This window comes from Pedococcus sp. P1_H8, from assembly GCF_056405175.1.
This window is the reverse complement of sequence record NZ_JBFUCP010000006.1, coordinates 62901-83278: the sequence shown is the minus strand read 5'-3', so window position 1 is coordinate 83278 and position 20378 is coordinate 62901. Positions and strand designations below refer to the sequence as shown.

The following is a 20378-nucleotide window of genomic DNA, read 5'->3' as shown; positions in this document are numbered from 1 at the left end:
ACGGTTCGGTGAAACCGCTGCGCACATCAAGGAGGGCAACGCGATGAGGCCGCTTCGATACTCGATCAACGTCACCCTCGACGGCTGCTGCCACCACGAGGCAGGGCTCCCGCCCGACGAGGAGTCGATGCGCTACTGGACCGCTGAGATGGAACGAGCCGATGCCCTGATATTCGGCCGGGTGACCTACGAGATGATGGAGTCGGCGTGGCGGCAGCCGGCCACGGGCACGTGGCCCGACTGGATGGGTGAGAAGGAGATCCCGTTCGCCGAGACCATCGACCGGACGAAGAAGTACGTCGTGTCGAGCACCCTGAGCGGGGTCGACTGGAATGCCGAGCTGGTGCGAGGCGACTTGGGGCAAGCGGTTCAGCGGCTCAAGCAGGAGCCGGGCCAGGGCCTGTTCGTGGGGGGCGTGACGCTCCCCCTGGCGTTGGCAGATCTGGGACTGATCGACGAGTACGCGTTCCTTGTGCAGCCGGTCCTTGCCGGACACGGGCCGACGTTGCTCGCCGGTCTGCGCGAGCGCATCCAGCTCGAGCTCGTGGATCGCCATGAGTTCCGCTCGGGGGCGGTCGCCCTGCGATACCGGCCCACGCGAGCAACGGATTGACAGCGCGGTGCGTCAGCGGCGGCCGACGAACCAGGCCCTGATCTTCTCGACCCGGGCCACGACCTGTTCTGAGGTGGCTTCGTCCAACGAGGGTCCACCGCAGGCGCGCCGCAGCTCGTTGTGCACGACGCCGTGCGGGGTGCCCTTCTTGCGGGCATAGGCGGCCACGAGCTTGTTGAGCTCCTGTCGCTGCGCGGCCAGCGCCCGGTGCGCCGAGACCGGCTGCTCGACCTTGCGTGGCCGACGGGTGCTCTGGGCCGTCTGCCGCTCGTGCAGCAGGACCGCCATCTGGTCGGGCTCGAGCAGGCCAGGCAGCCCGAGGTACTCCTGCTCCTCGTCCGAGCCCGTCATGGCGTTCAGCCCGAACTGCTTGGCGTCGAACAGCACGTGGTCGAACTCCGCGTCCGACTCCAGCGCCTCGAAGGCCATCGCGTCGATGTCGGGCGTCCGCGCAGTGCGGTTCGCCGCATCGATGAGGGCGTCCTCCTCGGCCCACATCGCCGCGGCGCTGTCGGACTCCTTGGTCACGCGGTCGAGGGCGTGGTCGCGCTCGTCCTCGAGCCGGGCCGCGTGCTCCAGGATGACCGGCACCGACGGCAGGAACACCGAGGCGGTCTCGCCACGGCGCCGGGCACGCACGAACCGCCCGACAGCCTGGGCGAAGAACAGCGGGGTCGACGTCGAGGTGGCGTAGACGCCCACGCACAGCCGAGGCACGTCGACGCCCTCGGACACCATGCGGACGGCCACCATCCAGCGCGAGTCGCTCGCGGCATACTCCTCGATCCGCGCCGACGAACCCGCGTCGTCGGAGAGCACCAGGGTGGGCTTCTGCCCCGTCAAGGACTCCAGGATCCGCGCGTAGGCACGGGCCGCCGTCTGGTTGGACGCGATCACGAGGCCGCCGGCATCCGGCACGCCACGGCGCACCTCCGTCAGCCGCTTGTCGGCCGCCGCCAGCACCGACGGGATCCACTCCCCCTTGGGGTCCAGCGCGGTCCGCCACGCCTGGGCCATCGAGTCCTTGGTGAGCATCTCGCCGAGCCGCGCCGCGATCTCGTCACCGGCCTTGGTGCGCCAGCGCATCGCGCCGCCGTAGGCGAGGAACAGCACGGGCCGCACGACACCGTCACGCAACGCCTCGGCATACCCGTAGGTGTAGTCGGCGGAGGAGCGCCGGATGCCGTCACGGTCCTCGGCGTAGGTCACGAACGGGATCGGCGAGGTGTCCGAGCGGAACGGCGTGCCCGTCAGGGCCAGCCTGCGGGTGGCGGGCTCGAACGCCTCACGGATCGCGTCCCCCCAGGACAGCGCGTCGCCGCCGTGGTGGATCTCGTCGAGGATCACCAAGGTGGGGGCGGACTCGGTGCGGGTGCGGTGCAGCGACGGCTTGCTGGCCACCTGCGCATAGGTCAGCGCGACCCCGTCGTACTCGCTGGAGTGGCGGGCCGAGGAGTTGGAGAACTTCGGGTCGATGTGGAGGCCGACCTTGGCGGCGGCGTCGGCCCACTGGGTCTTGAGGTGCTCGGTGGGCGCCACGATCGTCACAGCCGAGATGGTGCCGCGGCCGAGCAGCTCGGTGGCCAGGCGGAGCGCGTACGTCGTCTTGCCCGCGCCGGGCGTCGCGACCGCGAGGAAGTCGCGGGGATCCGCCTGCAGGTATGCCGTGAGCGCGGCCTGCTGCCAGGCGCGCAGCTTGGCGGCCGTCCCCCAGGCCGCCCGCTCCGGGAACGCTGGTGACAGGTGCGAGGCGGCGGCGGTACTCATAGGGCGGCCACGGTATCTGTTGCCGCCAGACGACATGCCGAGGCCCCGGCGTCTGAGCCGGGGCCTCGGGGGTGTGCTAGAGCGTGTCGCTGGTCGGCGGCCCGCCGCGGTGAGTCAGTGCCTCGTGGTCAGCGCCCCTGTCGGTAGGTCACCCAGGCGTTCTGTGCCCGGACGATCTGGCCGGCCGTGAAGTTGTCCATGCACGCGTCGTCCGTGTAGTCCATGAAGTTCCTGATCGGGTCGAGGCCGGCCTGGCTCGTGCAGGTGTCGCGACCGGTCGGGCAACCGAAGGCGGGCGAGGCCTCGGCCGCGGTGTCGCTGACGTAGTCGCCCTGACCCGCGCAGCCACCCTGGAACGTGTGGTAGAGCCCGAACCAGTGGCCCGCTTCGTGGGTCGCGGTGTCACCCAGGTTGTAGGGCGCGGCGTTGCCACCCTTCAGGCTCTGGTCGAGGACGACGACGCCGTCCATGACGTCATACGACGACTTCGGGAAGGTCGCCCACCCGAGCAGCCCACCGGAGAGGTTCGCCGTGTAGACGTTGAGATCGTCCATGGTGCCCTGGCGCAGGGCCGTCTTCATGGCCCGCTCGGCGCTGCTGCCCTGGGAGAGGTTGTACCAGCTGGCGTTGTTCGTCTTGTTCACCCCGGCCTTGACGAACGAGAAGCCAGAGCCGCCGTAGGCGCTGTTCAGCACACTCAGCTGGGCGTCGACCAGACCGGAGACGTCGCCGGTGGTGCCGCTGGTGATGATGTGGAAGTAGACGTTGACCGAGGCGGGCGTGAAGGCACCACCACCGCCGGGCCTCTTTGCCGAGCCGTTGGCCCCGGTGGTGTAGCCCTTGGCCGCCATGGCCTTCGCGAGGCTCGCCTCCATGGCCTTGGTCTGGGCGGCGGACAGCTCGTTGCCGTCCTTGCGGTTGCCACCCTGCGCGCTCCTGGCGGCATTGACCGAGTCGGCGTGCGTGGCGCAGTCGGCGGCGACCGTGGATTCGCCGGCCATCGGCTGGGCGACTGCGCTGCCCTGGCCGAGGCCGAGTGCGGCGACCCCCAACACCAGCGTGGACAGCGCGATTCGAGAGCGAAGCAACATGTGCGTCCTTTCGCGGGTCACCACCTCCCGGGTTGGGAAGTGGCTCGACCTCGCACGCTAGGAGGCGTCGCCCCTGCTCAGGGACGCAAGAAGGTAAAGAGTCGTTCAGGCTTTGGGTCGACGCGGCGAGCGCATCGGCTCACTCGCCGCCGTCCTGCGGCGCGCGCAGCCCTTCGTAGATCTCCTTGCAGGTGGGGCAGACCGGGAACTTCTTCGGGTCCCGTCCGGGGATCCAGACCTTGCCGCACAGGGCCACGACGGGGTCGCCGGACAAGGCGCTCTCGAGGATCTTCTCCTTGCGGACGTAGTGCGAGAACCGCTCGTGGTCGCCCGGTTCCTGCAGCTGCTCCTCGACCTGCTCGCGCTCCAGCACGGCGGTCGTGGTGGAGGGCTGGGCCTGCGGGACCAGCGGGTCGTCCAGGGGGATCTGGGGCTCGCTCATCCCCCGAGTGTATGCCGGGTCGTGCTGCGGCTCAGTTCATCTCGGGGTCGGTCGGGAAGGTCGCCACGAACGCCAGGTGGTCACGTTGGCGACGCAGGACCCGGGTCCAGAGCTGCTCGGGGTCGTCGTCGAAGGCGTCGCGGCCCTCCGACTCCACGACGTACCAGCTGCCCGACGCGACTTCTTCCTCGAGCTGCCCCGGTGACCACCCGGCATACCCCGCGAAGATCCGCAGGCCGGCCACTTCCGGCACCACGATCGCCGGAGGCGTGTCCAGGTCGACGAGTCCGAGGCCGCCGAAGAGGCGCTTCACCCCGAGCGGCTCGACGTCACCGGGCACCGTCACGAGTCCCAGGGCGCTGTCGAGACCGACCGGCCCGCCCTCGAACAGCACCGAGGGCGCGGTGGCGTACGCCTGCCAGTCGGGCAGCACGATGTCGATGCGCGCATCCATGGGGCGGTTGAGCACCACGCCCTGCGCGCCCTCCGCGTCGTGGTGCAGGAGGAGGACGACGCTGCGGCAGAACACCCCGTCGACGATCTGGGGCGTCGCGACGAGCAGGTTGCCCGACAGGTCGGTGGTCTCCACGGGTCCATTCTGCCTGCCCATGCCAGAGCCCCGGTCGCGGGGACCGGGGCTCTGGCCGTTCAGTTGAGGTGGTGCTGGGTGATGCGGGCCTCAGGTGCCGCGACGGTCAGCCACCGCGCGTCACCCGCGTGCCGGGTATGCCGGGTGGTTCAGCCCCGCGCAGCGCGCGAGTAGCTGGGGCGGTCACCACGCGAGCCGCCGGAGCGGTCGTCACGGAAGGAGCGGCTGCCGCCACCCTGGCGCGGGCCACGGGGGCCGCCGCCACGGGGGCCGCCCTGGCCGGACGGGCGTCCGCTGCGCTTGTTGCCCTCGAGGACGCGACGAACCTTGTCCTCGGGCACCGGGATGCCGCTGGGGGTCACGGCGCCGGTCGCCGCGAGGCGAGCGTCTCCGGGGATCGCCTTGGTCGGGACGGCGTCGATGCCGGCGTCCTTGGCCATCCGCTCCATGGTGCGACGCTGGTGCGGCAGGGCGAGGGTCACGACCGTGCCCTTGTCACCCGCGCGGGCGGTACGGCCCGAGCGGTGCAGGTAGTCCTTGTGGTCGGCCGGCGGGTCGACCTGCAGGACGACGGAGACGTCGTCGACGTGGATGCCGCGGGCGGCGACATCGGTGGCGACCAGAACCGGCAGGCTGCCGTCACGGAAGGCGCCGAGGACGCGGTTGCGCGCGCCTTGGTTGAGCCCGCCGTGCAGCGCCGCGGCGAAGACACCCTGCTCGCGCAGCTGGAGGGCCACGCGGTCGGCGCCGAGCTTGGTGCGCACGAAGACCACGGTGCGGCCCTCACGGTTGGCGACCTCGGCCGTGATCGTCTTCTTGTGCATCGGGTCGATGAGCAGCACGTGGTGCTCCATCGTGGTGACGGAGGCCTTGGCGTCGTCGGTGGAGTGCGTCTTCGGGTCGGTGAGGTAGCCCTCCACGAGCTTGTCGACGCCCTTGTCGAGGGTGGCCGAGAAGAGCATCCGCTGGCCGCCGGCAGGCATCTGGTCGAGGATCGCGGTGACCTCGGGCATGAAGCCCATGTCGGCCATGTGGTCGGCCTCGTCGAGGACGGCGATCTGGATGTCGCGCAGCTGGACGGCCTCGCGCTCGATGAGGTCCTTGAGCCGGCCGGGGGTGGCGATGAGCAGGTCGACGCCACGGTTCAGGGCGCTGATCTGGGTCGTGTAGGACAGGCCACCGGCGACGAGCTTGTGCTTCAGCCCGAGGACGTGCACGAGCGGCTCGAGCGCGTCGGAGACCTGCATGGCCAGCTCACGGGTCGGCACGAGCACCAGGGCGCGCGGACGACGGGGGGCAGCCTTGTCGCCGTCGGCGAGACGGGACAGCATCGGCAGGCCGAAGGCCAGCGTCTTGCCGGAGCCGGTCTGGCCACGGCCGAGGATGTCCATGCCTGCGAGCGCATCCGGGATGGTCGCGGACTGGATCGGGAACGGCGTGGTGATGCCGTCGCGGGCCAGGCGCTCGACGAGACGCTCGCTGAGGCCGAGTCCGGCGAAGCCGTTGTCGGCGTCGACGGTCACGGGGCCGTCGACGCTCTTGCGGGTGGCCTTTACCCAGGTGTCGGCTTCCATGCGCTCCGCCTCAGGGTCGACCTGACCCTCGAAGCTGCGGGCCGAACGGTCGTTGCGGTCGTAGCTGCGGGCCGAACGGTCGCTGCGGTCGAAGCTGCGGGCCGGGCGGTCGTTGCGGTCGTAGCTGCGGGCCGGACGGTCGCTGCGGTCATAGCTGCGCGCGGGCCGGTCGTCGGTGCGGGCCGGGCGGTCGCTGCGGTCATAGCTGCGCGGCGCGCGGTCATCGCGGTCGTTGCTGCGAGCCGGACGGTCGCTGCGGTCATAGCTGCGAGCCGGACGGTCGTCACGGTTGAAACTGGTCACTCGGTGGTCCTCACGGTTGGTGTACTGACGGGGACCACGGCTGTCACTACGGTCACTGGCACTACGGTCACTGCGACGAGCCGGGCGGTCGTCACGGGTGGAGTCGCGGCGCTGCGGCCGGTCGTCACGGTTGAAGGTGCGGGCCGGACGGTCGTCGCGGCTGAAGGAACGGGGAGCGCGGTCATCGCGGTCGTTGCTGCGCGCGGGACGGTCGCCGCGGTCGTAGCTGCGCGGCGCACGGTCGTCACGGTTGAACGTGCGAGCCGGACGGTCGCTGCGGTCGTAGTTGCGCGGCGCACGGTCATCGCGGTCGTTGCTGCGCGCGGGACGGTCGCTGCGGTCGTAGCTGCGCGGCGCACGGTCGTCACGGTTGAACGTCCGAGCCGGACGGTCACTGCGGTCAAAGCTACGGGCCGGTCGCTCGGCGCGGTCCGAGCGCTCCGGGCGACGGTCACCGTCGCGAGCCGGCCGAGCGGCATACGAGCTGCCACCGGAGGGGGCGGAGGACTGGCCACGGTGGGCCTTCTTGGGGCCCTTCTTCGCGTCAGCCTTCTTTTCTGGGGTCCACCGGGCCTTTTTGGGCGCGCCGGATCGCAGGTTCTTGGGCACTGATATTCAACTCACTTCAGGTACTCGAGGTAGACACGTCTCGAGCGACCTGGCGAGGGCAACGAAGAAGACGAGCCTCAGGCCCGTGGGGCCCGTTGGACCGGATCAACAGTTGTCATCCGGTGGGACTGCAGTCGGAGTAGGGAATGCGTCTGTGGCGCCTATGCCACCTGATGGCGCTGCCAGGCGCCGCCGAACTGAGCCAGAGCAGTCTATCAGCGCCGAAGGGACCGTCCGACCACGACAGAAGTGACCCCGACCACCACGCCGGACAGGTCCGCGACGGCGTCCCAGGGGTCGCCCGAACGGTTCGGGAGGACGTAGTGCTGGACGAGCTCGCTCACCGGTGCGTGCAGGGCCAACAACCCCACGAGGTAGGCGGGTCGCACGCCGGCCAACAGCCCCGCCACCGTGGGCAGCAGGAAGAGCAGGCCGTGGACGACCTTGTCGCTCCACGACACCGGGCCCTGGAGGTCGACCCTCGGCCAGTAGAGCGCGGCCACCTGGACGGCCAACAGGACGGCAAAGACCACGCCCGCGGCACGGTGACGTGGGCCGACGACCATGGTCGCGGGTCCGGGGGTGGCGCTGAGCGCGAGGCGCGAAGAGTCCTGCGGAGGCTGGTCGTCCGGCGACTCGCTAGCCAATGAGCTCGGGCTCCTCGGCCATCCGCCGGGTCACGACCTGCTCGGGCGTGGTGCCGAGCACCGCTGCCTTGACCGCCGCAGCCACGACCTTGGAGACGTCGGGGTGGAACACGCTGGGGATGATGTAGGCCGCGTTGAGCTCCTCGGGGTGGACGACCTCCGAGAGCGCCTTGGCCGCGGCCAGCATGACGTCCTCGTCGATGGACGTGGAGGCTGCGTCGAGCAGGCCGCGGAAGACGCCGGGGAAGACCAGCACGTTGTTGATCTGGTTGGCGAAGTCGGAGCGGCCGGTGGCCACCACGGCGGCGTACTGGGCGGCCGCGATGGGGTCGACCTCCGGCTCGGGGTTGGCCATCGCGAAGACGATGGCCCCGTCGTTCATGGTGGCGATGTCGTCACCGGTGAGGATGCCTGGCGCGGAGACCCCCACGAAGACGTCGGCGCCGGCGATCGCGTCCTTGAGCGTGCCGGAGACGCCGCGGTGGTTGGTGTTCGCGGCCGACCACGCGAGGGCGGGGTGCTCGCCCGACGCGATGTCCTCACGGTCGGGGTGCAGCACGCCGTACTGGTCGGCCACGACGACGTCCGTGGCACCGGCCTTGAGCAGCAGCTTGAGGATCGCGGTGCCGGCGGCACCCGCTCCCGACATGACCACGCGGCATTCGCTGAGGTCCTTGCCGACCACGCGCAGTGCGTTGCGCAAGGCGGCCAGAGTGACGATGGCGGTGCCGTGCTGGTCGTCGTGGAAGACGGGGATGTCCAGCTCGTCGCGCAGCCGGGCCTCGATCTCGAAGCAGCGCGGCGCCGAGATGTCCTCCAGGTTGATGCCCGCGAAGACGGGACTGATCGCCTTGACGGTGCGGATGATCTCCTCGGTGTCCTGGGTGTCGAGGCAGATGGGGAAGGCATCGATGTCGGCGAACCGCTTGAACAGCGCAGCCTTGCCCTCCATCACCGGCAGCGCGGCCAGGGGGCCGATGTTGCCGAGCCCGAGGACCGCCGAGCCGTCCGTGACCACGGCCACCGTGTTGCGCTTGATGGTGAGACGCCGTGCGTCGGCGGGGTTCTCCGCGATGGCCAGGCAGACCCGCGCGACACCCGGGGTGTAGATGAGTGAGAGGTCGTCGCGGTTGCGGATCGGCACCTTGGACTCGATCTTGAGCTTGCCGCCCAGGTGGGCGAGGAACGTGCGGTCCGAGACCTTGCCGATCTCGACGCCGTGCACCCCGCGCATCGCCTCGACGAGCTCATCGGCGTGGGTCGTGTCGCGGGCAGCCGCGGTGACGTCCACGCGCAGCCGGTCGGCGCCGGAGGCCGTGACGTCGAGGCCGGTGACCAGCCCGCCGCCCTTCTCGATGACGCCGGTGAGCTCGGAGACCGCGGTCGCGCGGGCCGGGAGGGTCAACCGGACGGTGATGGAGTTGGACACGGACGGGGCTGCACTCATGGTCGGCATTCTCCCGATTACCGCGGGGTATGCCGAACCGGTGCCGCATCGTGGCCAGCGACCCGCCTCCGCCGCAGGCCGAGGGCCAGACGTTGCTCGACGAGCTCCTGTCCCCTCACGGCGAGCCAGGCGCACACCACCGCCAACGGCAGCTCGACGACCACGGCCATCCCCAGGGCGACCCACCGCTCGCTCGGCGTCGGCGCCGTCACCACGTCGAACCATGCGTCGGTCGCCAGCAGCGCAGCAGTGGCACCGGCCACGGCGCCGAGCCAGCGCGCATGACGCACCGCCGCCCACCCGGTCACCGCCAGAAGCACCAACAGCGCCACGTCGAAGCCACCCCAGGCGAGGTCGAAGTGCGCCGCCGGCGCGGTGCCGGGCAACGCCACGAACAGGTATGCCGTCCAGGGCAGCATCAGGGCCGCAAGTCCGGCGAGCACCCATCCGACGACGGTGACCCGACGAGCCCGGGCGCGCATCAGGCCGACGCCGTCGGGGCTGTTTGGGCTGTCGGGGCAGTCGGGGCTGCCGTCGGGGCCATCGCCCTCAGCAGGTAGCGCTCGTGCTCGATCTCGCGACCCCAGAAGACGGTGTCGGTGAGCTGGACCACGACCGGCTCCCCCACCAGCTCGCCGACGAGCGCCGCGAGCTCGTCGGAGGGAACGCCGGCGCGCCACGGCAGGTCCGGCTTGTCGTCGGCCGCCTCCAGGCCCCAGCGGCCCTCGACCAGCACCAGCCGGCCGCCGGGTCGCAGCAGCGTGGCCCACCGACGCAGCGCCTCCGTGGGATCCGGAAGCGTCCACAGGATGTGCCGGGCGAACACGACGTCGAAGGACCCCGGCTCGAAGGGCGGCTCGCTGGCGTCGGCCGCCGCGATCTCGATGGCCGACCCGAACGGTGCGGCCTTGGCCACGGCCCGCCGCACCATCTCCGGCGACAGGTCGATGCCTCGCACCTGGTGGCCCATCTCGGCCATGAGCACGCTCATGGTGCCCGTCCCGCAGGCCAGGTCGGCCACCAGCGAGGGTGTCGTGGGCAGCCAGGTGCGCAGCAGGTCCTTCCACGCAGCGCGGATGTCGGAGTCGAGCAGCCCGTGGTCGGGGTAGGTGTCGTACTCGGCTGCGAAGTCGTCCCAGTAGCGGCGGATCACATCTGTCGAAGTTCCAGGAGTGCTCATCGGCTCCAGCCTAGGCTGAACGCATGACAGGACACAGCGGGTCCCACGTCGAGGTCACCGGCTCCGGCACCGCGTCCGCGGCGCCCGACGTGGTCCGTGTCAGGGCGGGGGTGCGCTGCGACGGCGACGACGTCTCGTCAGCCCTCGCCGACGCGGGCAGCCGCGCCCGAGGCCTGGCCCAGGCCGCCCGCGACCACGGAGTCGTGGATGCCGACCTGCGGACGACGGGCACCGGTGTCCATCCCCGGCACGACCGCGAGGGGGTCACGGTCGTCGGCTACACGGCATACCAGAGCCTGTCGGTGACGGTGCGTGACCCGGACCGCGTCGGCAGCCTCGTCGAGGCCTTCGCCGGCGTCGCCGGCAACGCCCTCACCATCGACCACATCGGGCTCGAGCTGGCCGACTCCGCACCCCTGCTCGCGCAGGCGCGCGAGGCCGCCTTCGCGGACGCCAGGGCCAAGGCGGAGCAGTATGCCGCGCTGGCCGGCCGCGAGCTCGGGAAGGTTGAGCGGCTGTCCGATGTTGACCGGGGTGGAGTCCAGCCCCGGTTTGCGATGATGGCAGCCGGCAAGGCGGCAGACCTGTCCGTCGAGCTGGGCGAGAACTCGGTGACCGCGACCGTCGCGGTCCGGTGGGAGTGGACCTAGAGATGGCAAGCACGACGCTGACGGCGGAGAACTTCGAGAAGACGATCCTGCAGGGCGGCACCGTCCTGGTGGACTTCTGGGCCGAGTGGTGCGGGCCGTGCAAGCGGTTCGGACCGGTCTACGAGGCGGCCTCCGAGCAGCACGCCGACATCGTTTTCGGCAAGGTCGACACCGAGGCCGAGCAGGCCCTCGCGGCCGCCGCGAACATCACCTCGATCCCCATGCTCATGGGCTTCCGTGACGGCATCCTCGTCTTCGCCCAGGCGGGCGCGCTGCCCGCGCCCATGCTCGAGGACGTCATCGCCAAGGTGCAGGGCCTCGACATGGACGCCGTGCGCGCCGACATCGAGTCCCAGAAGGCCAGCCAGAGCTAGTCGGCGCGGCCACCGAACGCCGCCAGGAAGCGGTCGCGGAACGCATCCATCCGCCAGGTCGGCGCGTCCGGACCGGGGCGCAGGCCTTCCTGCCAGTCCCAGCCACCGATCCGCCGGGTCACGCCCGCGTCGTGGGCCACGATGGTGACCGGCACCCGGTGGCTAGCCCCGGGTCCCGAGACCACGGTCGAGGGCTGGTGGTCGCCGAGCAGCACGAGGACGAGGTTGTCGTCGTGGACCGTCCGCACGAACGACACGAGGCTCTCGAGCGAGTAGGAGATCGACTCCGCGTAGGCCGCGCGCACGGACGCGGGGTCCCGCCAGGTCTGCGCCTTGGTCTGCGCCTCGGCACGGATGGGGCCGAACACCGAGCCGTCTCCGATCGACGACCAGTCGACCATCCTCGGGAGCGGGGCCCACGGGACGTGGCTGGTCACGAGGTCGATCTCGGCCATCACCGGGGCGCGTGCCCCGCTCGACAGCTCCCGGTCGGCGAAAGCCTTGAGGGTGTACTGGTCCGGCATCGTCGCGTACCCGAAGGCCGGGCCGGCATACCCCACGTTGCGGGCGTCGTAGACCTGGTCGTAGCGGTAGAAGGACCGGCCCTGCGGCCAGTCGCGCCGGTTCGAGGGGACGTCGCCGACCGTGCGCCATCCCGCGCGCTTGAAGGCGCCGCTCAGGGTGAGCCGGTCCGTGGCGACGAGCTGGTCGTAGCGCCGCTGGCTGTCGACCCAGACACCTGACTGGAGGGTGGAGTGGGCCAGCCAGCTCGTGCCCCCGAACGTCGGTGAGTCGAGCCAGGCGCTCCGCGTGGAGTAGCCGGCGGCACGCAGCAGGCTCGTGCCCTGGTCCAGCGTCGACGACACGGCGGCCGACTCCGGCGAGCCGGTCACCGCTACCTCGCCGTAGCTCTCCACGAAGACCACGAGGACGTCCTTGCCGCGCAACCCGGACAGCAGGTCGACTGCAGGTGTCGCCGCGAAGGGATCGCGCGCAACCGCGCGGGCGAAGACCTCACGGTCGCGCACTGCCGTGTGGACCTGACGGACGTGGTCGGTGACGAGCCCGACCGACGGCGTGGCCGCGAGGGGCAGGCCCGGAGAGACCTGGAGGTGGCCGATCGCCACGACGAGCCAGGCGGCGGTCACGAGGGCGAGTCCCTTGGTCCACCCGCCCCGGTGCCGGTCGAGGTGGGCATCGAGATGTCGCACCGCGTGTCTCGCGGACAGGGGAACTCCTGCGAGCAGGCCGAGGACGAGGACCAGCGCACCGATGACGGCCGCGGTGGCCGCGACCCGTCCCGCGGAGTCGTCGACGAGGCCGTGGGCGTCCCGCAGGTAGGTCCAGTCGGTCACGACGTCGAACGGTCGGCTCAGGGCCGAGGTGAACGCGATGTCGAGGAGCTTGACCACCGTCAGGACGGCCAGCACCAGGCCACCGAGCACGGCCCCTGGGCTTCGCCAGCGCGAGGGCAGCACGAGCACGATCGCCAGGAAGACGACCGGCTCGAGGGGCAGGCGCCCCAGCCAGTCGGCCGGTCTCGCGATGGCGTCGTCCGGCGCGAGGAGCACCACCCACACGACGACGCCGGTCGCGAGGGCGGCAGCCGTCCCCACCAGCCGCAGCAGGCGACGCCGCCACGGCACCCGGCTCACTCGATCGCCCTGACGACGGGATCCCGGGTGAACGTCCGGCCACTGCGAGGTTCGCGTCGCGGCCACAGCTCGGCGACCTGGGTCCCGAACGACCAGGCCAGGAGGGCGAGCGCCATGACCACGACGGCAGCCGACAGCTCAGGCGGGAGCACCTGGGCCGTGACCACGCTCAGGACGATCCCCTGGAGGGCGGCGACCGCCTTGCGGGACAAGCGGGGCGGCACGGCAGCACCGAGCCAGGGCGCCACCCACGTGGCAGCGAGCAGGGCGTAGCGGAAGACGCCGATCACCAGCACCCACCAGCCGATCACCATCGAGGCAGCCACGCTGAGGACGAGGATGAGGAAGGCGTCCACCTCCATGTCCATCCGGGCTCCCAGCGGCGTCGCCGTCCGAGTGTGCCGGGCCACCCACCCGTCGACGGCATCGAGCACCAGCGCCAGACCCGCGATCGCCACGAGCAGGGTCCGGTTTCCAGGGCCGAGCAGGGACTGGGCGGTCAGCGCCGCCACGGCGCACGTGAGCGTGGCCCGGGTGACCGTGACGTGGTCCGCAGGTCCCAGGTCTCGTCGCCCGTGCGCCGCGAGGCCGCGGGTCAGCAGCGTCCAGCCGACCACGGCGCAGGTGACACTGGTCGCCAACCCTGCTCGGCCGACGCCGGCCGCGACGTCGAGGACGCCGAGCAGCACCAGCTGGGCGACGACGTTGCGCACGCTGTGCACAGGGAGGGCTCGGAACGCGCGCACCGCACCTCCTCTGTCGCAGCGTCTGACCTCTAGGACGACTCAGTGGGCGCCCGCGTTCACGGGCGATGGCTAGGGTGGGTTCGTGTCCGCCGCCGCCCGCGCGTACTGGCTGGCCGAACCCGGGGTCGGTGAGATCCGGCCTTCGGCGCTACCCGCGTGCGGACCCGGGGAGGTCCTCGTACGCACCGTGTGCTCGGCCATCAGCCGCGGCACCGAGACCCTCGTCTTCGGGGGTCGCGTCCCGCAGAGTCAGTATGCCGCGATGCGGGCTCCCTTCCAGGAAGGTGACTTCCCGGCGCCGGTGAAGTACGGCTACCTGAGCGTCGGCGTCGTCGAGAACGGCCCGGACCACCTGGTGGGCAGCACCGTGTTCTGCCTCTTCCCCCACCAGACGAGGTACGTCGTCCCGGTGGAAGCCGTCGCGGTCGTGCCGCCCGGCATCCCTCCTGAGCGTGCTGTGCTGGCGGGCACGGTCGAGACCGCGGTCAACGCCCTCTGGGACGCCGCTCCCCTGGTCGGTGACCGCGTGGCCGTCGTGGGTGGGGGCATGGTCGGGTGCTGCATCGCGCGGCTGCTGGCGCAGATCCCCGGTGTCCGCACCACCCTGGTCGACGTGGACGAGTCCCGAGCAGCGGTGGCGGCCGCCCTGGGCGTCGACTTCGCCGTCCCCGGCGGGGTGGAGAAGGGCGGTGCCGACCTGGTCCTGCACACCAGCGCCACCTCGGAGGGCCTCCAGCTGTCCCTGGACCTGCTCGCCACCGAGGGGGAGGTGGTGGAGCTCAGCTGGTACGGCGACCGTGAGGTGCGCGTGGCCCTCGGGGCGGCGTTCCACTCACGCCGGCTGGGCATCCGTGCCAGCCAGGTCGGCCTGGTCTCGCCCGCCCGACGCACGCGGCGCTCCCCGGCCGACCGGCTGGCCCTGGCCCTGGAGCTCTTGCACGACTCCGCCTTCGACGCCCTCCTCACCGGCAGGTCGGCCTTCGACGAGCTGCCGGCCGTCATGGCCCGCCTCCACGACGGGAGCCTCCCGGCGATCTGTCACCTCATCACCTACGACCAGGGGTAGACCGTGTTCAGAGTGACCGTGCGGGACCACATGATGATCGCCCACAGCTTCCGCGGCGAGGTCTTCGGCCCGGCCCAGGCACTGCACGGTGCGACCTACGTCGTCGACGCGACCTTCCACGGCGAGAGCCTCGACGACGACGGCATCGTCGTCGACATCGGGCGGGCGGATGCCGCGCTGCACGAAGTGCTCGCCGACCTCACCTACCGCAACCTCGACGAGGACCCCACCCTCGCGGACACCAACACGACGACGGAGGTCCTGGCCCGCTTGGTGGCCGACCGCCTGGCCGACCGCGTCCACGCCGGGGACCTCGGCGACACGGCACGGCGCGTCAGTGCCATCACCGTGACCCTGTCGGAGTCCCCGGTGGCGTGGGCGAGCTACGAGCGGACCCTGTGACCACGGTGCACATCGTCGTCCCCGACACCGTTGACGACGCGACGCGACCGAGCGGGGGCAACACCTACGACCGCCGGGTCTGCTCGGGGCTCTCGGCGCTCGGGTGGTCGGTGCAGGTCCATGCGGCGCCCGGGTCCTGGCCACACCCCGACGTCCGGTCCCGCGCCAACCTCACAGCCGAGCTGGCGGCTCTGCCGCGCGGCAGCCTGGTGCTGTTCGACGGCCTCGTCGCGTCGTGCGCGCCCGACGTGCTCGTGCCGGAGGCGGCCAGGCTGCGGGTCGTGGTGCTCGTCCACCTGCCACTCGGTCACCCGCCGGTCCACCCGCCGGACCACCCGCCGGACCACCCGCTGGACCGGGAGCACGATGCCGCGGAGGGTGAGCGCCTGGTCCTCGAAGCCTCCGCAGCCGTCCTGACCACCAGCGACTGGACGAGGCGGTGGCTCGTGGACCACTACGACCTGGCTCCCGACCGCGTGCGCGTGGCCCCGCCCGGCGTCGACCGCGCCTCCCCAGCCACGGGCAGCCGGTCGGGTGGTGAGCTGCTCAGCGTGGCAGCGGTCATCCCGGCCAAGGGCCACGCCGCGCTGCTCGACGCCTTGACCACCATGGACGACCTGCCGTGGCGGCTGGTCTGCGCGGGAGCCCTGGACCTCGCCCCGGACCACGTCGCGCGGTTGCGGGCGCAGTGCCACTGGGCGGGGATCAGCGATCGGGTCGCCTTCGTCGGTGCCCTCACCGACCACGACCTCGACCTCGCGTATGCCGCGGCCGACGTGCTCGTGCACGCGTCACGGATCGAGACCTACGGCCTCGTCGTCACCGAGGCCTTGGCCCGTGCGCTCCCGGTCATCGCGACCTCGGTGGGCGGTGTCGACGAGGCGATGGGGGCAGCTCCCGACGGCACGGTGCCGGGCCTGCTCGTGTCGCCGACCGAGCCTGACGCGCTGGGCGGGGCGCTGCGGACCTGGCTCGAGGATGCGGGTCACCGGGAGCGGCTGCGCGCGGCCGCCCGTGGGCGCCGGATCACGCTGTCGCCGTGGTCGACGACGGCGAGAGCCGTCGCCGCCGTGCTGGCCGAGCTCGCGGCATGACGGTCTGTGTGTGCCAAGCCAGCGGGCCATGGGCCGGCCGGCGCACCGGGTGGCGACGGGTGGGGGTGAACTCCAGCCACGCGGCATACGTCATGGCAGGTGCGGGGACGGGCTGCGAAGGCAGGGTTGGCGCAGGGCCTGTCCGTGCGCGGATGGTCCGTGGAGGACCTGACCAGGCTGGACCGAATCAGGAGAGGTGCGCCTTGGCGATGACCCAACGCCACGACGACCAGTCGAGCGCGCGGCGTGTCCTGTCCGCGATGGCGCGGCGCGTCGGCCGCTCACCGCTGACCCATCGCGTCGGCGGCGCGGCGGTCCTGGGGTTCGTGGTCTGGCGGCTGGGCGTCGGCTCGTCCCTGCACGCCCTGGCGGCCATCGACGGGTGGTCGCTCGGTCTCGCGGTGGTCCTCACTGCCCTCACGACCCTCTGCTGCGCCTGGCGCTGGAGCCTCGTGACGGCCGGGCTCGGCGCCAGGGTGCCGTTGCTGCCCGCCGTGGCGGCTTGCTACCGCTCCCAGTTCCTCAACACGGCGACCCCTGGTGGTGTGCTCGGGGACGTCCACCGGGGCGTGCGGCACGGGCGCCAGCACGGCGACCCGGCCAAGGGCGTCCGATCCGTGTTCTGGGAGCGCAGCGCGGGCCAGGTCGTCCAGGTGGTGATGGCCCTGGTGGTGCTGACCCTGCTGCCCTCTCCCGTCCGCCCCCTCCTGGCATGGGGGTGGCTCGCCGTGGTGGCGGGGGGTGTGTGCGTCGGCGTCTGGTGGCTCAGGCGGAGAGGGTCGGCGAGCGGTGGCGGGAACGCGCTCGCCCCACCCCTCGTCACAGCCACCCTGGCGGAGATGCGTCGCGCGTTTCTGGCGCGCCGCACCTGGCCGTTGGTCGTCCTCGCCTCCGCCCTTGCCGTGGCGGGGCACGTCCTGACCTTCGTCGTGGCGGCCCGCATCGCCGGGGCGACCGCTCCGACGGCACGGCTCGTCCCCCTCGCGTTCGTCGTGCTCGTCTCCATGGCGGTGCCGGTGAACCTCGCCGGGTGGGGACCGCGTGAAGGCGTCGCTGCCTGGGCCTTCGGGGCCGCTGGCCTCGGCGCGGATGCCGGGCTCTCGACGGCCGTGGTCTACGGCGTGCTCGTGTTCGTCGCCTGCCTGCCGGGCGCGGTCGTGATGCTCGCGGCAGGCCCGTCGAGCGCTGCTCGGGCGCAGGTCGATCCGCCTGAACCCGTCCCCGTCCCCGTCGTCGGCGTCGCCGGGGGCCCAGCGCTCGTCACGGCGGCCGGGGAAGGTGCTCGTGACTGACCGTCCCTACACCCTGCTCAGCTGCAGCATCTCGATGGACGGCTACCTCGACAGCGCCTCAGCGGGGCGGTTGCAGCTGTCGAACGCCGCGGATTTCGACCGCGTCGACGCCGAGCGGGCCACCTGCGATGCCATCCTCGTGGGAGCCGGGACGATCCGCGACGACGATCCCCGGCTGCTGGTGCGTTCCCCCGAACGGCGGGCTGACCGCGTGGCGCGCGGCTGCCCGCCGTCGCCGAGCAAGGTCACGGTGACCAGCGGAGCGCGCCTGGACCCGGACGCCGCGTTCTTTCGCGCCGGCGACGCCGAGAAGCTCGTGTACTGCTCCAGCGCGACAACGGCGGACGCTCGGCAGCGACTGGGAGGCGTGGCGACCGTCGTCGATGCCGGGGAGCCGGTCACGCTGCGCCGGGTCACCGAGGACCTCCACGCCCGCGGGGTGCGGCGCCTCATGGTCGAGGGCGGGGGTTCGGTCCTCACGCAGTTCCTCACCGAGGACCTGGCCGATGAGCTCCAGCTGGTTGTCGCTCCCGTCTTCGTCGGCGACTCCCGCGCCCGGCGGTTCGTCGGCGACGGCCGTTTCCCGTGGTCGGCAGGGCATCGGGCCACCCTCGTCGGGGCCCAGCAGATCGGCGACGTGGCCCTGCTGCGGTATGCGCTCTCCCCACGGTTCCTGGCGAGCTGGTCGGACGGGTCGAGCCGGTCGGAAGAGTAGAGCTGGACTGGCAGACTGCCCTCCATGTCGTCGTGGTCCATCCAAGCCCTGGGGTGGGCAGGCTCTGCCCTGCTCATCTTCTCCCTGCTCCAGCAGCGCGTGCTGCGCTTCCGCCTGCTCAACCTCACTGCGAGCTGCACGCTCGTCCTGTTCAACGCGATGCTGCACGTCTGGCCGATGGTGGGGATGAACACCGTCACCGCGGGCATCAACGTCTGGATGATCACCAAGCTGCTGCGTGAACGCGGCGACGAGTCGGTCTACGAGGTGGTGGCAGTCGGTCCGGACGAGTCCTACCTCCAGCACTTCCTCAAGGTGCAGGGCAAGGACATCGCCCGGTACTTCCCCCAGTTCGACGCGGCCGACCTCGGGACGGGCCGCAGCGCCTATCTCGTCGAGCGCGGCAACGAGACCGTGGGGGTGGTCGTCGTGCGGGATGCCGGTGACGGCGTGGCCCAGGTGGAGCTCGACTACGTGACGCCCCGTTTCCGGGACTTCTCCCCCGGCGAGTTCGTCTACCGCAGCAGCGGGTTGTTCCGAGGCAAGGGCATCCGCCAGATCGTGACGCCCCCGGGAATGGTCAACCCCTACTACGCGCGCCTCGGCTTCCGCGAGGAGGGCGACCACTGGGTGGCCGACCTGGCCTGACCCAACCCCACCAACCTCGGGTCAGCGGCCTTCGGTCTCACGACGCACGGTGAGGAAGAGCCGGTGGGCCGTGATCACTGCAGCCGCCCACGCCAGCCCGAGCGCCCATCCGGCCAGCACGTCGGTGAGCCAGTGGTGGCCGAGGAAGACCCGACTCAGGCCCATCGTCACCACGAAGACGGCGGCGAGCGCCACGCTGGCCGTTCGCGTCCACGCGGCGTCGAGGCGGCGCAACAGGAGGTAGACGAGGATCGCCGTGAGCACCGTCGCGTTCAGCGTGTGCCCGCTCGGAAAACTGGGCGAGCTCTCGTAGGGCGGCACGGCTTCCGACAGAGGCGGCCGGGCCCGGCCGATCAGGGCCTTGCCGGTCGTCGTCATCGCCAGCGAGCCGATCGCCGCGATCACCATGAGCACCAACGGAGTTCGGGACCGCCAGCGCCAGACCATGAGCAACGTCAGGAGGGTCGCGACGATGGGCATCCCGATCGGTCCGCCGACGTCGGTGTAGAGCGTGACGGCATGGTCCAGCCCCGGCGAGCGCCAGGCGATCGCCTGGTCCAGCACCGGCTGGTCGAGCCCCGCGATGCCGTCGGCGTCGACCACGGCCTCGTAGACCTCGGTCGCCACGGCGGTCAGAGCCACCGCGGCAGCGCCACCGACCAGGGCGGTCACGACCAGGACGACGTGCGCAGCGCTCCACCGGGCGAGGCCGACTGCTCGCTGCAGCACCCACGACGCCAGCCGACGGCCCGCGGAGGTGCGCCAGTCGGTCAGGTCGCGGGACCCGATCCGCTCCTCGGCGGAGGTGTCGTCGCGCAGCATCGGGCCATCCTCGCAAAGTCGGCGATGCGGCATACGCATTGGCCTGCGGCGCTGCCGGTATGGCGCGTCGCCGGGCACCGCACGCGGGCTCGCCCAGGCACCACGAAGGCCCGGTCGCGAACGACCGGGCCTCGAGGCTGAACTGCCGTGTGAACACCGCGGTGGTGGAGGTGGCGGGAATTGAACCCGCGTCCATTGACGGGAAACCAGGACTTCTCCGGGTGCAGTGCGCTGTGGATTTTCTCGGCCCCAGTGCTCGCACGCACACGTCCACTGACAGGCCCAGTCGAGTAAGAGTCCCGCGCAGCCCCTCGACATGACTGCGCAGCAAGTTCTCTAGTTGACGCCAGACACTGAGACGAGAACTAGCTCAGGCTGACGGACTTTGGAGCTCGCTCAGGCGGCGAGGGCAAAGTCGGTGCGCTTGGAATCGGCACCTATTGGTTTGCCAGGAGCGTTAACGAGATAACCAGGCATCCTCGACCCGCTTCCCCTGAAATGCCGACCAATGTCGAAACCGATCACCCCCGTGCTCCTGCGAGTGCAGGGGTGTTCACACGACCGCTGTTCAGTTGTTGCTGTCCCCAGCCTACCGTCCAACAGCGACAGTCCCTCACCCATTTCCTGCCGGGCCTCATCGTGTACAAGGTTT

Annotated in this window: 21 protein-coding genes and 1 other RNA gene; 9 read left to right on the top strand and 13 right to left on the bottom strand. The window is 71.2% G+C overall.

The features are described 5' to 3' along the window. Positions 1-43 precede the first annotated feature (43 nt). A complete protein-coding gene (locus AC1DYG_RS10080; RefSeq protein WP_477639730.1) occupies positions 44-613 on the top strand; it encodes a dihydrofolate reductase family protein in 570 nt (189 codons plus the stop codon). A 12-nt stretch (positions 614-625) separates the two neighbouring features. On the opposite strand, the gene AC1DYG_RS10075 is transcribed toward AC1DYG_RS10080, so the two are convergent. The 9 genes from AC1DYG_RS10075 to AC1DYG_RS10035 form a co-directional block, all read right to left on the bottom strand. After that, positions 626-2380, bottom strand: a complete 1755-nt coding sequence (locus AC1DYG_RS10075) for a DEAD/DEAH box helicase (protein ID WP_477639729.1) — start codon at positions 2378-2380, stop codon at positions 626-628. A 128-nt stretch (positions 2381-2508) separates the two neighbouring features. After that, positions 2509-3471: a zinc metalloprotease gene (locus tag AC1DYG_RS10070; protein WP_477639728.1), complete on the bottom strand. Its 963-nt coding sequence runs from the start codon at positions 3469-3471 to the stop codon at positions 2509-2511. Between the two features lie 139 nt (positions 3472-3610). After that, a complete protein-coding gene (locus tag AC1DYG_RS10065; protein ID WP_477639727.1) occupies positions 3611-3913 on the bottom strand; it encodes a DUF3039 domain-containing protein in 303 nt (100 codons plus the stop codon). 31 nt (positions 3914-3944) lie between these two features. Next, on the bottom strand, positions 3945-4502 hold the full coding sequence (locus AC1DYG_RS10060; RefSeq protein WP_477639726.1) for a YqgE/AlgH family protein: 558 nt from the start codon (positions 4500-4502) through the stop codon (positions 3945-3947). Positions 4503-4651: 149 nt separating this feature from the next. Next, positions 4652-6988 carry a DEAD/DEAH box helicase gene (locus AC1DYG_RS10055; protein ID WP_477639725.1) on the bottom strand — a complete coding sequence of 779 codons (2337 nt, stop codon included), beginning with the start codon at positions 6986-6988 and terminating at the stop codon, positions 4652-4654. Between the two features lie 215 nt (positions 6989-7203). Further along, a complete protein-coding gene (locus tag AC1DYG_RS10050) occupies positions 7204-7635 on the bottom strand; it encodes a VanZ family protein (RefSeq protein WP_477639724.1) in 432 nt (143 codons plus the stop codon). Then, positions 7628-9082, bottom strand: a complete 1455-nt coding sequence (locus tag AC1DYG_RS10045; RefSeq protein WP_477639723.1) for an NAD-dependent malic enzyme — start codon at positions 9080-9082, stop codon at positions 7628-7630. The genes AC1DYG_RS10050 and AC1DYG_RS10045 overlap by 8 nt, the downstream gene beginning before the upstream one ends. A gap of 17 nt (positions 9083-9099) precedes the next feature. Next, positions 9100-9564, bottom strand: a complete 465-nt coding sequence (locus AC1DYG_RS10040; protein ID WP_477639722.1) for a hypothetical protein — start codon at positions 9562-9564, stop codon at positions 9100-9102. Then, on the bottom strand, positions 9564-10262 hold the full coding sequence (locus tag AC1DYG_RS10035) for a class I SAM-dependent methyltransferase (protein ID WP_477639721.1): 699 nt from the start codon (positions 10260-10262) through the stop codon (positions 9564-9566). The genes AC1DYG_RS10040 and AC1DYG_RS10035 overlap by 1 nt, the downstream gene beginning before the upstream one ends. A gap of 23 nt (positions 10263-10285) precedes the next feature. On the opposite strand from AC1DYG_RS10035, the gene AC1DYG_RS10030 reads away from it, so the two are divergent. Both AC1DYG_RS10030 and AC1DYG_RS10025 read left to right on the top strand, forming a co-directional pair. Beyond that, the gene (locus tag AC1DYG_RS10030) at positions 10286-10912 is read left to right on the top strand and encodes an SIMPL domain-containing protein (RefSeq protein WP_477639720.1); all 627 of its coding nucleotides are present in this window, start codon (positions 10286-10288) and stop codon (positions 10910-10912) included. A gap of 2 nt (positions 10913-10914) precedes the next feature. After that, positions 10915-11286, top strand: a complete 372-nt coding sequence (locus AC1DYG_RS10025; RefSeq protein ID WP_477616517.1) for a thioredoxin family protein — start codon at positions 10915-10917, stop codon at positions 11284-11286. Here AC1DYG_RS10025 and AC1DYG_RS10020 read toward each other — a convergent pair. Together AC1DYG_RS10020 and AC1DYG_RS10015 are read right to left on the bottom strand one after the other, a co-directional pair. Beyond that, positions 11283-12941 carry a CDP-alcohol phosphatidyltransferase gene (locus AC1DYG_RS10020; RefSeq protein ID WP_477639719.1) on the bottom strand — a complete coding sequence of 553 codons (1659 nt, stop codon included), beginning with the start codon at positions 12939-12941 and terminating at the stop codon, positions 11283-11285. The two genes, AC1DYG_RS10025 and AC1DYG_RS10020, sit on opposite strands and share 4 nt — an antisense overlap. Further along, on the bottom strand, positions 12938-13687 hold the full coding sequence (locus tag AC1DYG_RS10015) for a CDP-alcohol phosphatidyltransferase family protein (RefSeq protein WP_477639718.1): 750 nt from the start codon (positions 13685-13687) through the stop codon (positions 12938-12940). The genes AC1DYG_RS10020 and AC1DYG_RS10015 overlap by 4 nt, the downstream gene beginning before the upstream one ends. 82 nt (positions 13688-13769) lie before the next feature. On the opposite strand from AC1DYG_RS10015, the gene AC1DYG_RS10010 reads away from it, so the two are divergent. From AC1DYG_RS10010 to AC1DYG_RS09985, 6 genes are all read left to right on the top strand, one after another. After that, on the top strand, positions 13770-14753 hold the full coding sequence (locus AC1DYG_RS10010; protein WP_477639717.1) for a zinc-dependent alcohol dehydrogenase: 984 nt from the start codon (positions 13770-13772) through the stop codon (positions 14751-14753). Between the two features lie 3 nt (positions 14754-14756). Further along, positions 14757-15155, top strand: coding sequence for a 6-pyruvoyl trahydropterin synthase family protein (locus tag AC1DYG_RS10005; RefSeq protein WP_477639716.1), 399 nt, complete (start codon positions 14757-14759; stop codon positions 15153-15155). Continuing rightward, positions 15152-16249 carry a glycosyltransferase family 4 protein gene (locus AC1DYG_RS10000; protein ID WP_477639715.1) on the top strand — a complete coding sequence of 366 codons (1098 nt, stop codon included), beginning with the start codon at positions 15152-15154 and terminating at the stop codon, positions 16247-16249. The genes AC1DYG_RS10005 and AC1DYG_RS10000 overlap by 4 nt, the downstream gene beginning before the upstream one ends. Positions 16250-16458: 209 nt before the next feature. Then, a complete protein-coding gene (locus tag AC1DYG_RS09995; protein WP_477639714.1) occupies positions 16459-17541 on the top strand; it encodes a lysylphosphatidylglycerol synthase transmembrane domain-containing protein in 1083 nt (360 codons plus the stop codon). Next, positions 17534-18256, top strand: a complete 723-nt coding sequence (locus AC1DYG_RS09990) for a RibD family protein (RefSeq protein WP_477639713.1) — start codon at positions 17534-17536, stop codon at positions 18254-18256. Before AC1DYG_RS09995 ends, AC1DYG_RS09990 begins: the two co-directional genes overlap by 8 nt. Positions 18257-18280: 24 nt before the next feature. Continuing rightward, entirely contained in the window at positions 18281-18904 is a 624-nt protein-coding gene (locus AC1DYG_RS09985; protein WP_477639712.1) for a hypothetical protein, read from the top strand. 21 nt (positions 18905-18925) lie between these two features. Here AC1DYG_RS09985 and AC1DYG_RS09980 read toward each other — a convergent pair whose 3' ends face one another. Continuing rightward, complete coding sequence (locus AC1DYG_RS09980; protein ID WP_477639711.1) at positions 18926-19726, bottom strand: phosphatase PAP2 family protein; 801 nt, start codon at positions 19724-19726, stop codon at positions 18926-18928. A 162-nt stretch (positions 19727-19888) separates the two neighbouring features. After that, positions 19889-20255, bottom strand: a transfer-messenger RNA (tmRNA) gene (gene ssrA, locus AC1DYG_RS09975). Between the last annotated feature and the right edge of the window lie 123 nt (positions 20256-20378).